The organism is Paenibacillus sp. USHLN196 (assembly GCF_037144955.1).
Taxonomy (GTDB): domain Bacteria; phylum Bacillota; class Bacilli; order Paenibacillales; family Paenibacillaceae; genus Paenibacillus; species Paenibacillus xylanexedens_C.
This window is the reverse complement of the sequence record NZ_JBBCYH010000004.1, coordinates 469,442-481,906: the sequence shown is the minus strand read 5'-3', so window position 1 is coordinate 481,906 and position 12,465 is coordinate 469,442. Positions and strand designations below refer to the sequence as shown.

Sequence of the window (12,465 nt, the reverse complement as noted above, 5' to 3'; positions counted from 1 at the left end):
GGGGGAAGAGTCCCGAACCATTTTACGCTCTTCCATGCTTCTATATTTTCATTCCGGGGATTCACAATCCTTCTTAACGATGCTCCGCTCCAACCGCTTCAGAGATATGACGGTAACCGTCTTTGCGCAGTAACTCGCGCAGTCCGGCATGAATACGCCGATTCACCTCAGGTCCTTCATAGATCAATGCTGTATATATTTCGACCAGGCTTGCTCCGGCTTTAATTTTCTCGTAGGCATCCTCACTTGTGAAAATGCCACCTGAACCGATAATCGGAAGTTTCCCTTCGGTCTGACGATAGATCTGGCGAATAATTTCCGTTGAACGCTCACGCAGAGGTTTACCGCTCAACCCCCCAGTTTCTTTCGCATGTTGGTGAGAAAGTCCTGTACGACTGATCGTTGTGTTCGTTGCGATAATGCCCGCAACGCCACTATCCGCAATCGTGCGAACCATATATTCAAGCTCCTGATCATTCACATCCGGTGCGATCTTCACCAGTACTGATTTGACCGCCCCGCCCGCTCGTGCATGCTGCACGTTCATCTCGTTCATGACCGCAGCGAGCAGTTCCTTCAATTCATTCCCATGTTGCAGATTACGCAGATCCGGTGTATTTGGTGAACTAATATTAACCACGAACAGGTCAGCATAATCGTATAGCGCCTGAATGCACTTCGCATAGTCCAGATGAGCCTCTTCATTAGAAGTGGCTTTATTCTTGCCGATGTTAACCGCCACTGGAATGCGACGATCCTGCAGTCGGGACAATTCACCTGCCATCGCTTCTGCACCGAGGTTGTTGAAGCCCATCCGATTCACCAAAGCCTCATCTGGAGGCAAGCGGAACAGACGTGGCTGATCATTACCTGGTTGCGCAAGTGGTGTCACAGTTCCCACTTCCATGAATCCAAATCCGATGGAAGAAAAGCCCGTTACAGCCTGTCCGTTTTTGTCCAGACCCGCAGCCAGACCAACAGGTGTAGGGAAATGACAACCAAACATGTCTACAGCCAGATCCGACGTTTCACGAACACCATACATCACACGCAGTCCGGAAGGAACTGGACGGATGTTGCCCATGCCACTAAGGCCGCCAATAATCAGATGATGGGCCTGTTCAGGGTCCATTTTGAATAACAAAGGTTTAGCAAGACTTCTGTATAACAAATCACTCACTCCGTTCTGGTCCGGTACGCCAAAAGGCCGTTTGCCGTCTTTTCATATGTAAAAAAACACTCTACACTCAAGTCTATCCGTTTCTTATTAAAAAGGAAAGTAGTTTGCGCATAGACAGCACAATCGAATAATGCAAAATGCTCACAAGAAATCCACCCGCCTACTGGAAATGACGAGTTGAATTCTTTACAATGAGAGCATGGTTACTCTACACCAGTTCTATTCCAATAAGGAGGAATAACTCATGGCTCCCAAACGTAAACCACCTGCGCTACAGCAAAAGAAAGAAGAAGTGAATCGCAAAGCCATTGCATGGACAGCAGCCAGTGTAGGCGGCTTGATCATCATCATTGGAGCTCTTATCATTATTGCCAACATGTAGATGATTCAGGCTGATTGCATCTGATTCTACATATCAAGCAGATCAGTTCAGCCAGTGATACGTTTTGTTCGGATTATTTTGTTTCGGAACAAGTGTATGTTGATAACGCTGTTTCGCTTCTGGAACAAGCGTTAGATCTGGCAGCACATCTTCTCCGATGCGTACTGGAGTGCCTTGCGGAGCAAGAGCGAATAACTCTTCTACATCTCCTGTACGCATTCTCACACATCCAAGGGACTCATCCAGTCCGATACTGTCCGGCTCGTTGGTCCCATGGATGGCATAATTCGTATCCGAGAGCTGCATGCCCCTGCTTCCGAACTCACCGTTCGAACGACCATTCGGATTGACCACTTTATCAGTAATGACAAATGCTCCCTCCGGTGTTCGATTACCACCAAGTCCCACGTCATACATACGAACTATGGTGTTCCCACTGATCAAAGCAAGTTTATGTTTATCCTTATCAATGACAATCTCAAGCGGTTCCTGCAAAAAAGGCTTACCACCAAGCGTATCCGCAAAAGCGGCATTGTTGCCTTGAGGCGAATTTGAAGTTGTCGGACCACTCTCTTTCCCACTCGCATCGCCTTTTCCTGTCTGCGCCTTTCCTTGATGCAGGGCTAACAGTTTTGGAAACATCTCTGTCATACCCGGTGCAGTTTCTCCCAAAATATTATTCGGAAATGGCTGGGCCAATTGCGTTACACTCTTGGGCCAAGTGCCCTTTTGTTTGCGATAGGCAACGATTGCGCTCGATAATGATGCAGCGGCTTCCTGCTTGGCGGTCCACGCCAAGGCCATCTTTTTGATTTTCGGCGTGACTTCAGGAGGTTCACAGTTACACTGCTTGGCATCATAACTCTGTGCGGTTAATTTCCCGCTCGTATTGGTCTGTACGATGTATTTCACAGGCATATTGCGCTTCCATAAAGACCAGTCGTCCGAGGTTTGCATCCCCATTACAGCCGATGTCTCTATTTTCGGGCCTGACCCGGACCAGGCAGCTGCGAGCGCAGCCTCGCCATGGTTGCCTCCACCAAATGCTGCAGCGGTGAAGACATTACTTGGTGGAATCGATGCAGTCCCAGCCTGTTGATCCGCTCCTGCAGGGTCAGGGATCTCATCCGTGGATTCCAGTGCAGATGACAGTGCGTCGGAAGCTTCACGACTGAAACCCGGAGCGTCCGCAGGTGGCAGACCTGCCAGCACAAGCAGCATGAACAACGTAAGCCACATTTTGCGTCTACGTTGTTTTTTCTCCTTTTGCTCAGACATCTCCACCAATTTCTCCTGATAGTCCACCCAGATGTCAGCAGGAGCTTTACTACGTTCAAATGCTTCGTAAACCTCGCCCGCTTGCTGAAAACAATAATTGGCTTTGGCCTCCTGTCCCTCGCCCAAGTACTCCTTTCCAAGCAGATACCAGGCCATTTTATTGTCGGGATGTTTCTTGACATATGTTCTTAGATGAGTATTTTGCATCCGATCCTCCACTATTTCGCCTTTTTCCGTATATCATTATATATCGGCATAACCAGGCAATGAATCCATAGGACTTCAGTACCCGGTGGAAAAAGGGGTTTCGACAATAATCGTCCTTGATCCGCAGGTCATAAGATCACAGTTGAATGGAGACAAAAAAAAGCACCTACCTTTGTCGTAAAGACAAAAGAAAGTGCTTTGTGTTCATAGGAGAAATACTTAGCCTTCTTTATTGAAAGGCTCGTCCGCTACTTTGATGGAATCTGTAGGGCAGCCGTCGCATGCATCCTGCATATCGTCAAACAAGTCTTCTGGAATAGCTTTGACACCATGGTTAGCATCGCCGTCAAAGATAACTTCAGCCAAACCTTCATCATCATAATCGTAGATGTCTGGAGCCGTTGCTCCACAAGCGCCACATGCGATGCATGTGTCTTTTTCAACCCAAGTATATTTACTCATTTACATTCTCTCCTCCTAAAATTCAAAACGTACAGTGTTTTTATCTAGAAACATATTAATACAAAGTAAGGATAATTACAAACATTTTGCAACCACAAGTCTCTATTATCCCTTATTTAATCAAGACTTTGCAAGTTATCTTTTTGCAGGGAAGTACCGCGCACTTTATGATTACGAAGCAGCACGGAAGGATCGTCTCCAAGCATGCCTGCGGTCACAACAGCATTCTCACCAAACTTATCACGTAACTGATCCATTATCCGAATCAGATTGTCTTTCTTGGGCTTCTGCTCATATTCGAACAAGTCCATCTGCACAGCGGATTCCTCTCTTGGAATCAGGTTTTGAAGTGTCACACCCAGCATGCGTACAGGCTTTCCACTGCCCCAATGCTTCTCAAATAGTTTACAGGCTTCCCGATAGATGACCGCTGCATCCTCCGTAGGAACTTCCATTAGACGTGATCGGGTGATCGTCTTCATATCTGGTGTCCGAATGGTGATCTGAATACCCTGGCTGAACATTTCGTGCTTGCGCAATCTTCTGGCTACCTGGTCACTTATATTGAGGAATACCCGATGAATATCATTCATATCCGATACATCTGCTGGTAAAGTGGTCGTATGTCCAATGGATTTATTGGCCTCACGTTCAGCGTGCACCGCGGAATGGTTAATGCCATTCGCAGAATTTTTGAGCCATGCTCCATTGACTCCGAATAGTTCGGTCAGCATGTTCTCATCCGACTTGGCCAATTGACCAATCGTTTCAATTCCCAGTTTTTTCAACTTTTCAGCCGTTTTTTTGCCAATGCCAAACATCTCGTTGCATGGTCTGTGCCAAAGAATCCTGGGTACATCCCTCATGCGTAAAATGGAGATACCGTTCGGTTTTTTCAGATCCGAAGCCATCTTCGCCAATAGTTTGTTGGGTGCAATGCCAATGGAACAAGGCAGCCCCAATTCATCCTTGATTCTTCGCTGAATGCTCTCCGCAATCTCCATCGGATTCCCGAATTGCCTTGAGCCTGTAATATCAAGATAACACTCATCAATGGACGTCGCCTCAAGTTGAGGCGTATAACTATACGCAATTTGCATAAATTCTCTTGAATATTTGCGATAGAGATGAAAATCAGGACGAATCACAATGAGATCAGGGCACTTTTTCATCGCTTGGTGTACAACCATGCCTGTTGAGATGCCCCGGTTACGAGCGGCATATGAGCAGGTTACGATTACACCCTTGCGCAGTTCACTGCTACCCGCAACGGCCGTTGCTTTTCCTTTATATAGATCCGGTTCCTCGGCTTCATGTACAGAGCAGTAGAAAGCATTCATATCCACATGCAGAATCACCCGTCCGGCTGCAGGGTAATATTGATCCACATTCGCTGGAGGATTGCCGTCTGAAGACATCATGAACTCCCGCCCTTTCATGCACACTAATTAATGAAACAAATTTCTTTCTTCTATAGTATATCAAAACCACTATGTAAATTCAGTCAAGTGCTTTTATTTTCTGTGAGATCTGATCAGAGACCGAATAATCAGCCAACCTACACTCACAACAAGAGCCAAAGTGATCAGAGTAATAATCGTATTTTCCCATAAAAAAGTCAAAATAAATCCTCCTTTTCTTCCATATATTCCAATTAAAACTCAATAATAGATTATAACATACCTCCGATTCTGAATAACATCCTTCTGTTTGCTCTAAAATCCGATAATTGTTACATGAAACTGCGATTTCTATGTAGCATTTGGCTATAATGGTGCTATAATAATTAATTATACAAATTGACGACTTTAGGACAAATCAGCGCATCGAGTTTAACACAGTGTAGCGTTGCCGAATCGAAGGATTTGTCCACTAACGTACTTAACAGCTTTTTCAACTTACAATCTAAACTTATAAAAAAGCGCTTCATCTCAAAGGAGGATCTTCATGTCAAAGGCCATTTCCATCTTCGATACGACTTTACGTGACGGCACACAAGGAGAGGGTGTCAGCTTATCGGCAGACGACAAACTCAAAATTGCCAAGAAGCTTGATGACCTGGGTGTCCATTATATTGAAGGCGGAATTCCCGGCAGCAATACCAAGGACATTGAGTTTTTCAAAAGAGTCAAGGAATTGAACCTGAACGCAAAGGTTGTTGCTTTTGGTAGCACACGCCGTAAAGGCAGCATCGCTAGTGAAGACGCCAACCTGAAGCGCATGATCGAATCCGGTGCACAGGCAGCTACCTTGGTCGGTAAATCATGGGACTTCCATGTGCATACCGCTTTGCAGACTACACTGGAAGAGAATTTGTCCATGATCTATGATTCCATTGCCTACCTGAAACAGAATGGTATGGAAGTAATCTTCGATGCAGAACACTTCTTTGACGGATTCAAACATAACCCGGAGTATGCTCAAGCGGTTTTGACCAAGGCTCACGAGGCCGGAGCGGACTGGCTCGTCATGTGTGATACGAACGGTGGAACCATGCCGAACGAGGTACACGAGATCGTGTCTGCACTGCACAGAAGCCTGCCTCATGCACATTTTGGTATTCATACACATAATGATTGTGAACTTGCTGTTGCCAACACACTAAGCGCTGTACAAGCCGGAGCCCGTCAGGTTCAAGGAACGATGAACGGTTATGGAGAGCGTTGCGGTAACGCAAATCTTGCGTCCATCATTCCGAACTTGCAGCTCAAGCTTGGCTATGAATGTGTTACGGAAGATTCCATGAGACAACTTACGAACGTGGCCAGATATGTCAGTGAGATTGCCAATGTAAATATGCCGATTAATCAGCCATATGTCGGTAATGCTGCTTTTGCTCACAAAGGCGGTATTCACGTCTCTGCGATCCTGAGGGATTCTCGTACCTACGAACACATTGTGCCTGAACTTGTCGGTAACAAACAGCGTGTGCTGGTTTCGGAGCTTGCTGGACAGAGTAACATTGTGTCCAAAGCACAGGAATTGGGTCTTGAGTTCGATCCAAGCAGTGCCAATTCACGTCAGATTATTGAGAAGATCAAAGACTTGGAGCATCAGGGTTACCAATTCGAAGGTGCAGATGCTTCGCTCGAATTGTTGATTCGTGAAGCAAACGGCGACATGAAAGAATTATTTACTTTTGAATCATTCAAAATGCTTGTGGAGAAAACGGCGGGGAAATCCGTTGTTTCTGAAGCTTTTGTCAAGCTTAACGTGGCTGGAACAAGTGTCTATACCGCTGCTGAAGGGAACGGTCCGGTCAACGCACTCGATAACGCGCTTCGTAAAGCGCTGGTCCAATACTTCCCTTCACTTGCCAACATGCACCTCTCAGACTACAAAGTACGTGTACTGGATGAGAAGGATGCCACGGCTGCCAAAGTTCGTGTACTGATTGAATCCAAAAACACCGAAAACACATGGAACACTGTTGGTGTATCCGAGAACGTGATTGAAGCAAGTTGGGAAGCTCTTGTGCACAGTTTCCGCTATGCGTTGCTTCAGGAAAAATTGCAGGATGAGCCGGGCATACTCCCTATTCCTGCTCACGGGTTAAGCAACCACTAAAGTGCATGTTCAAAGAAAGTGGAATTTTTGAACAACCTCTTAACGCTTATTTCCCGGAAAATAAAAAGGAGGCCTCTGCACCCATGAATCATGGGTAAAGGAGGCTTCCTTTTTATTTGAAATTAATTTGCAACAAGCTCTTTAATTTTACGTTCCAACTCTTTTTCGGGCAAAATGCCCAGGATAATCTCCTGTATAACTCCTCTGGAGTCAATCAGAACATTCGTTGGAAAAGCTACTCCATTGTACTGAGCATATACAGTCCCCTTCTCGTCCAAGGGAATAGGGAACGTCAGTTGGTACTCATCCACAAAAGCTTTGGCATCCTTGAGTTTATCGTAAGATGTTACATTAACGCCATACAGGTCAAGCTTATCCTTGTATTTCGCAGCCATTCTATTCAGCTCTGGAGCTTCCTGTTTACACGGCTCACACCAGGATGCCCAGAAACTGACAAACGTGGCCTTATCTTTGGCACCGCCCACACTGTACGTCTTCCCATCCATTGCTGTCAGAGAAAAAGCAGGCGCCAGAAGACCCGCACGCGGTCCCGTCTCTGTAGGCATGGGTTCTTCCTGCTTAAAGACGGCAGCAATACCGTCATCCGCATTCTGGGCCAGTGCAATACCAACCAGCAAGACAACACCAAGGAGTATGTATATGTTTCGTTTCATAACCCGCCACCCTTTTATATAATTAGCATATTGAAACTGAAACCGTAATTTTTGTGCATGCTAAATGTTCTCTTTAATATTGTACCCTTTTCCTTCAAAATTTTACAATCCGGATCACACAAAATAAAATGAAAAAGGACTCCTGCCTAAGCAGGAGCCAAAGAGAGAGGGGTGAATACAAATGGCAGCACTTCACGGACAGCAAAACGTCTTCTACATCCCTTCTTCCGTAGAACAAGAGATGTCAAAGCACATGTTCCTTTCGCTGCCGCAAGAAGCCTGCGGGGTTATGCTGGGTGAAACCGCAGCGGGCGGCATACGAATTAGTCGGTTTCAGCCCATTCGTAACGTAGCACCTGACCCGCTGCACCATTTTGCACTGGACGATGCCGAATGGATTCGGTGCATATTCTCCGAACCTAAGCTCATTGGCATCTTTCATTCTCATCCTCATACAAAGCCTGTTCCTTCCTTAGAGGACATGCAAGCCCTTCCGGCCTTCGCCGGTTTGCTTCAAATGTACCTCATCGGCTCACCTGAGCTTGCAACCGGATCTCACATGCAACTGAACGGTTATCAGATTGAATCCTCGAAGGTACAACACGACCAGTCTCAAGACATTATCCCTTCGTACAATTTGCTTCCCGTTCCATTATGCGTGACTTAACTGGGTATACAGATCACCCAAGGTTTCCACATTTTTACGAGTCATGTCCTCCAGATAGCAAGACCATAATTGTGCAGTCATTTTTGAATCTTCCAACGCGTGATGACGTCCATGGATTGGAATACCTCTGGATTCCAGCAATTCATCCAGACCATATCCCGGCCTGCTTGGTTCAAGCCAGCGCGCCAGCATCATCGTATCGATTAAACGATGCGTCAGCCTTACTTTTGAAGTCCGCCAAAGTGCTGCATTCAGAAAGGCCCGGTCATGCGCACTCGCGTGTGCAATCAGAACATTTCCACCTACAAAAGACATGAAATCATGCAATCCCTCTAACAAGGTTGGTGCGTCCAGCGTCATCTGCTGTGTAATACCTGTAAGTTCAGTAATATGTTCCGGAACCGCAGTCTTGGACTGCACCACCGTATAGAACTGTTCTCCTTCCAGCACGACACCACCATGTATACGAACTGCACCAAATGAGATAATCTCATCCCCATGCTGAGGAGAGAACCCCGTCGTTTCTAGATCAAATACAACGGCATCCAGCTCATTAAGAGGAGTATGCAGCACCTCGGGTCTGCGCTGTTCTCTCATCATCGAACGGATAAACGCCATGTGTTGCGCAGTAGGGGCTCCCATAATGGAAGCGATGGCGGAAGGAACCCCTCCCTGACGCAGCGAATTCCAGAATCCTGTATTGCCCCTTACCGGCTCTCTCATGGACGTCTCCTTTCTGCAAAACGCAACTGTCTTTGCAAAGCACGATGCACTCGTCGGACCAACCCCAGCGTATCCCTGAGCTCATAATGAATCTGTTTTTGTTTCATCTGTTTCTCATCCAGGAATCCACTGCTCTGCTGCAAGCCCTGCCGGATGACAACCGGCGTACTTCTCCGAAGCTTCAGAGCGGCTGTGAATGCCCGCTGACAGGCATCCAGTAATGTAAACGGAACAGCTTCAAGCGAAGTCAATCTCTCCATTCTTTTTAATGTAGATGACTCCTTGATCCCATGTTGCAAAGCCAAATAACGGGCACTGTTTACCAGCGGAATGTACAAGCCATACTTGACATCAAATCCGCCTGCATGTTCACCGAATCGCTCTGTAACCACTCGTCCAAGTACATTTAGTGTAGCTTTATGTTTAACCGTATTGCGAAGAACTGCATCCGAAAGTTCAGGAACCAGTCTAAACTGTTCATAAAAACTCGTGATCCATTCCTCTGCCAGACTACGCTCCCCTGCAACAAAACGCATGTCTGAAGCGATGATCAGATTACGAACTGGCTCCCAATTCAGATCCGAGCTCCAACCTGCTAATTGTTGCTTCCATGATTCCAGCGTCTTTCTCCAGAGTGGCTCCGAGCACATCACTTTGCCTTCACACTTGGCGTAACCAACTTCTTCCAACATACCCGTAATTCGCTGTCCAAGCTCGGCAAAATATGCCTCTTTGCCTTCATGCGGATTATCGCTAATGATCATGCCATTATCCTGATCACTCCATAACGTTGCTTCTTCCCTGCCGGAACTGCCAAATACGATAAAGGCATAGGGGACGGGAGGTTGGCCGAAGCCTTCCTCAACCATCCCCTGAATGCATAACTCTACTGCTTTCCGTGCAATCCGGTCATGCAGTTCATTTACCGTTTGGTACCACTCGATCGGCGACAAGGAAGCGGACAACAATTCCTGGAGCTCGTTCTGTAATATCACACGTGCCTGGCGCAGTCCTTGAGAAGACATCGCACCATCGATTCCCTCATAAGACCAGGAATAGTTTGTATACGAGATGGGTTCCATCATGTCCAGCCTCCTTGAAGCATGTTTCAGCATTATTCACCTCAGGAGCTGAACGTACCACCATTGGATTTAGAATCTACATTTTTCATTTGTTCAGGGTATCCGTAAGTGCCGTGCTCACTGATATCCAGACCCATTGTTTCTTCTTCTTCAGTAACACGGATGCCCATGATCGCTTTCATTCCGCCCAGAATAATGAAGGACATCACCAGTACGAAGGCAAAAGCACCTGCCAGACCTAGAAGTTGTACGCCCAATTGATGGAAGCCACCGCCATAGAACAGACCCGCTTGACCTACACCAGCATTCTCCGCAAGTTCAGGAGTAGCGAACAATCCTGTGGAGATCGCCCCCCACATACCAGCAATACCATGCACGGAGAAAGCGTAGATTGGATCGTCAATTCCTTTACGATCGAAGTACTGTGCTGTGAAGAATGTGATGATACCCGCCAAAGCACCGATAACCAGAGCTGCCCAAGGTTCAACGAATGCACATGCTCCTGTAATCGCAACGAGTGCCGCAAGCACACCGTTTAACATGCTAGGAATATCGGACTTACCAAGAACTGCCCAAGAAATCAACAGTGCAGCAACACCACCAGCTGCAGCAGCTACGTTAGTAGTCAATGCAACATAACCGAAGAATCCATCCCCCATGGCAGATAATGTACTACCTGGGTTGAATCCGAACCAACCGATCCAGAGGATAATAACCCCGAGTACGGAATACACTTGGTTGTGACCCGGAATGATGTTAGGTTTGCCATCTTTGTTGTATTTACCAATACGTGGTTTCAACAAAATGGTAGCTACCAATGCTGCAGTCGCACCAGTCAAGTGAACAACCGTCGATCCTGCAAAGTCTTGCATACCCAGCTCAGCCAACCAGCCGCCGCCCCATACCCAGTGAGCAACAACCGGATACATGATAATGGTATAAAGTGTACCGAAAACAATATATACGCTCATCTTTGCACGTTCAGCCATACCACCGCAGGCAATGGCCAGAGATACCGCCGCAAAGGCGAGATGGAATACAAATTTAATAGTCAGTGGAACATCGGAGAAAGCCAGTGACTCAAAGGAAGCAGCCATCTTGTCACCACTCAGGAAGAATCCTGTTGTTCCAAAGAAGCTGTTACCATTACCGAAACCAAGACCGAAGCCCAAAGCCCAGAAGGCAATAACTGAAATACCCAATGTCAGGATGGTCTTACCCGCAATGTGTCCTGCATTCTTCATTCGTGTTGAACCTGCTTCAAGTAAAGCAAATCCCCCTTGCATCAAGAACACAAGCACTACAGCCAGAAACGTAAAGGCTGAGTTCAAACCACTTTGAAGTTCAATGTTAGTTGGCCCCTCCGCAGCTGCGAATGCACTGACCGGAAAAGCGAACAAAGTAAGCATTACTAACACCGAAACTAACCATTTCTTTCTCATGTACCCCACTCCCTCTTATGTTAAGTTTCTTCACATATCGTGAAACTCTTAATGTCATTATAAGCAGAAGAGAGGAAAGTTGACAAGAGTATTTTCATCAAAACTGAAAATTATTTCTGGGAATAAAGTCATGCGTCTTTTTCTTGCACTTAAGTACATATTCACATTATATGAGTACATAGATATAGAAATGAAACATGCTGATTACTAAAGCATAACGTTTGACTGTACGGTTAAAGATCATGTATCATACTTATTAGTAAGAAAAATTGGGCGTAGTATATAAATTCGCAGTTGGAAACTACAATTCCCTACATTTGAACTTGCAAGCGAGGTGAATATCATTGGGGATATGAAACTTTTTCGGATTGGCGAACTTGCCAAGACCGCTGGTGTTAGTGAACGGACGATTGATTATTACACAAAGCTTGGACTGATCTCTCCCGAAGAACGTACACAAAAAAATTATCGTCTCTATAGTAATGAAACTTTAACCAGGCTTGAACGTATTGTACAGATGAAACAAGAGAAGTATAGTCTCGACGAGATTAAGCAATCTCTTGAGAAGTGGCGTCTGGTTAGCACGGAAGAACAAGTTGCCAGCAAATTGACAACTTTGGAGCTTCACGTGCAACAACTTGAGCGAGAGGTTAATGAACTCAAACCGCTACTTGGGGAGATGAAACCTGTACAAGCACGCAAGATGATGGCAGGACTACTTACCAAAAGTGCCGCGACAATGGAGGCACTGAAAATCTTGCTTGAGAACACCATGATGTAGCTTATTATTAGAAAGCGGAG

12 protein-coding genes are annotated in these 12,465 nt (G+C 46.1%); 4 read left to right on the top strand and 8 right to left on the bottom strand.

What is annotated here, in order from left to right; genetic code table 11:
- Positions 1 to 73: 73 nt before the first annotated feature.
- Complete coding sequence (locus tag WFI24_RS12155; protein ID WP_336761023.1) at positions 74 to 1,171, bottom strand: quinone-dependent dihydroorotate dehydrogenase; 1,098 nt, start codon at positions 1,169 to 1,171, stop codon at positions 74 to 76.
- Between the two features lie 253 nt (positions 1,172 to 1,424).
- On the opposite strand from WFI24_RS12155, the gene WFI24_RS12150 reads away from it, so the two are divergent.
- Complete coding sequence (locus WFI24_RS12150; protein ID WP_017689367.1) at positions 1,425 to 1,562, top strand: hypothetical protein; 138 nt, start codon at positions 1,425 to 1,427, stop codon at positions 1,560 to 1,562.
- A gap of 42 nt (positions 1,563 to 1,604) precedes the next feature.
- Here WFI24_RS12150 and WFI24_RS12145 read toward each other — a convergent pair whose 3' ends face one another.
- The 3 genes from WFI24_RS12145 to WFI24_RS12135 form a co-directional block, all read right to left on the bottom strand.
- Positions 1,605 to 3,047 (bottom strand): L,D-transpeptidase family protein, encoded by a 1,443-nt coding sequence (locus tag WFI24_RS12145; protein WP_336761021.1) that lies wholly within the window; start codon positions 3,045 to 3,047, stop codon positions 1,605 to 1,607.
- 219 nt (positions 3,048 to 3,266) lie between these two features.
- A complete protein-coding gene (locus WFI24_RS12140) occupies positions 3,267 to 3,509 on the bottom strand; it encodes a ferredoxin (RefSeq protein ID WP_145319286.1) in 243 nt (80 codons plus the stop codon).
- 116 nt (positions 3,510 to 3,625) lie between these two features.
- Positions 3,626 to 4,927: a DNA polymerase IV gene (locus tag WFI24_RS12135; protein WP_336761260.1), complete on the bottom strand. Its 1,302-nt coding sequence runs from the start codon at positions 4,925 to 4,927 to the stop codon at positions 3,626 to 3,628.
- A gap of 529 nt (positions 4,928 to 5,456) precedes the next feature.
- Between WFI24_RS12135 and cimA the strand changes: the two genes are divergently transcribed.
- The gene (gene cimA, locus WFI24_RS12130) at positions 5,457 to 7,076 is read left to right on the top strand and encodes a citramalate synthase (protein ID WP_336761018.1); all 1,620 of its coding nucleotides are present in this window, start codon (positions 5,457 to 5,459) and stop codon (positions 7,074 to 7,076) included.
- Positions 7,077 to 7,198: 122 nt separating this feature from the next.
- On the opposite strand, the gene WFI24_RS12125 is transcribed toward cimA, so the two are convergent.
- A complete protein-coding gene (locus WFI24_RS12125; RefSeq protein WP_336761016.1) occupies positions 7,199 to 7,750 on the bottom strand; it encodes a TlpA disulfide reductase family protein in 552 nt (183 codons plus the stop codon).
- A gap of 181 nt (positions 7,751 to 7,931) precedes the next feature.
- Here WFI24_RS12125 and WFI24_RS12120 point away from each other — a divergent pair, with 181 nt between their 5' ends.
- Entirely contained in the window at positions 7,932 to 8,417 is a 486-nt protein-coding gene (locus WFI24_RS12120; RefSeq protein ID WP_336761014.1) for a M67 family metallopeptidase, read from the top strand.
- On the opposite strand, the gene WFI24_RS12115 is transcribed toward WFI24_RS12120, so the two are convergent.
- From WFI24_RS12115 to WFI24_RS12105, 3 genes are read right to left on the bottom strand one after another with little or no spacing between them, the layout of a single operon-like run.
- Positions 8,403 to 9,140 carry an exonuclease domain-containing protein gene (locus tag WFI24_RS12115; RefSeq protein WP_336761012.1) on the bottom strand — a complete coding sequence of 246 codons (738 nt, stop codon included), beginning with the start codon at positions 9,138 to 9,140 and terminating at the stop codon, positions 8,403 to 8,405. The two genes, WFI24_RS12120 and WFI24_RS12115, sit on opposite strands and share 15 nt — an antisense overlap.
- Positions 9,137 to 10,222, bottom strand: coding sequence for a DUF294 nucleotidyltransferase-like domain-containing protein (locus WFI24_RS12110; protein ID WP_442956222.1), 1,086 nt, complete (start codon positions 10,220 to 10,222; stop codon positions 9,137 to 9,139). The genes WFI24_RS12115 and WFI24_RS12110 overlap by 4 nt, the downstream gene beginning before the upstream one ends.
- 41 nt (positions 10,223 to 10,263) lie before the next feature.
- Positions 10,264 to 11,664, bottom strand: a complete 1,401-nt coding sequence (locus WFI24_RS12105) for an ammonium transporter (RefSeq protein WP_074094452.1) — start codon at positions 11,662 to 11,664, stop codon at positions 10,264 to 10,266.
- Between the two features lie 352 nt (positions 11,665 to 12,016).
- Here WFI24_RS12105 and WFI24_RS12100 point away from each other — a divergent pair, with 352 nt between their 5' ends.
- Positions 12,017 to 12,445: a MerR family transcriptional regulator gene (locus WFI24_RS12100; RefSeq protein ID WP_336761009.1), complete on the top strand. Its 429-nt coding sequence runs from the start codon at positions 12,017 to 12,019 to the stop codon at positions 12,443 to 12,445.
- The last annotated feature ends 20 nt before the right edge of the window (positions 12,446 to 12,465 follow it).

Coding starts and splice junctions, on each gene's coding strand:
- WFI24_RS12150 (WP_017689367.1), top strand. CDS start 1,425: ATGGCTCCCAAACGTAAACCACCTGCGCTACAGCAAAAGAAAGAAGAA.
- WFI24_RS12145 (WP_336761021.1), bottom strand. CDS start 3,047: ATGCAAAATACTCATCTAAGAACATATGTCAAGAAACATCCCGACAAT.
- WFI24_RS12140 (WP_145319286.1), bottom strand. CDS start 3,509: ATGAGTAAATATACTTGGGTTGAAAAAGACACATGCATCGCATGTGGC.
- WFI24_RS12135 (WP_336761260.1), bottom strand. CDS start 4,927: ATGTCTTCAGACGGCAATCCTCCAGCGAATGTGGATCAATATTACCCT.
- cimA (WP_336761018.1), top strand. CDS start 5,457: ATGTCAAAGGCCATTTCCATCTTCGATACGACTTTACGTGACGGCACA.
- WFI24_RS12125 (WP_336761016.1), bottom strand. CDS start 7,750: ATGAAACGAAACATATACATACTCCTTGGTGTTGTCTTGCTGGTTGGT.
- WFI24_RS12120 (WP_336761014.1), top strand. CDS start 7,932: ATGGCAGCACTTCACGGACAGCAAAACGTCTTCTACATCCCTTCTTCC.
- WFI24_RS12115 (WP_336761012.1), bottom strand. CDS start 9,140: ATGAGAGAGCCGGTAAGGGGCAATACAGGATTCTGGAATTCGCTGCGT.
- WFI24_RS12110 (WP_442956222.1), bottom strand. CDS start 10,222: ATGGAACCCATCTCGTATACAAACTATTCCTGGTCTTATGAGGGAATC.
- WFI24_RS12105 (WP_074094452.1), bottom strand. CDS start 11,664: ATGAGAAAGAAATGGTTAGTTTCGGTGTTAGTAATGCTTACTTTGTTC.
- WFI24_RS12100 (WP_336761009.1), top strand. CDS start 12,017: ATGAAACTTTTTCGGATTGGCGAACTTGCCAAGACCGCTGGTGTTAGT.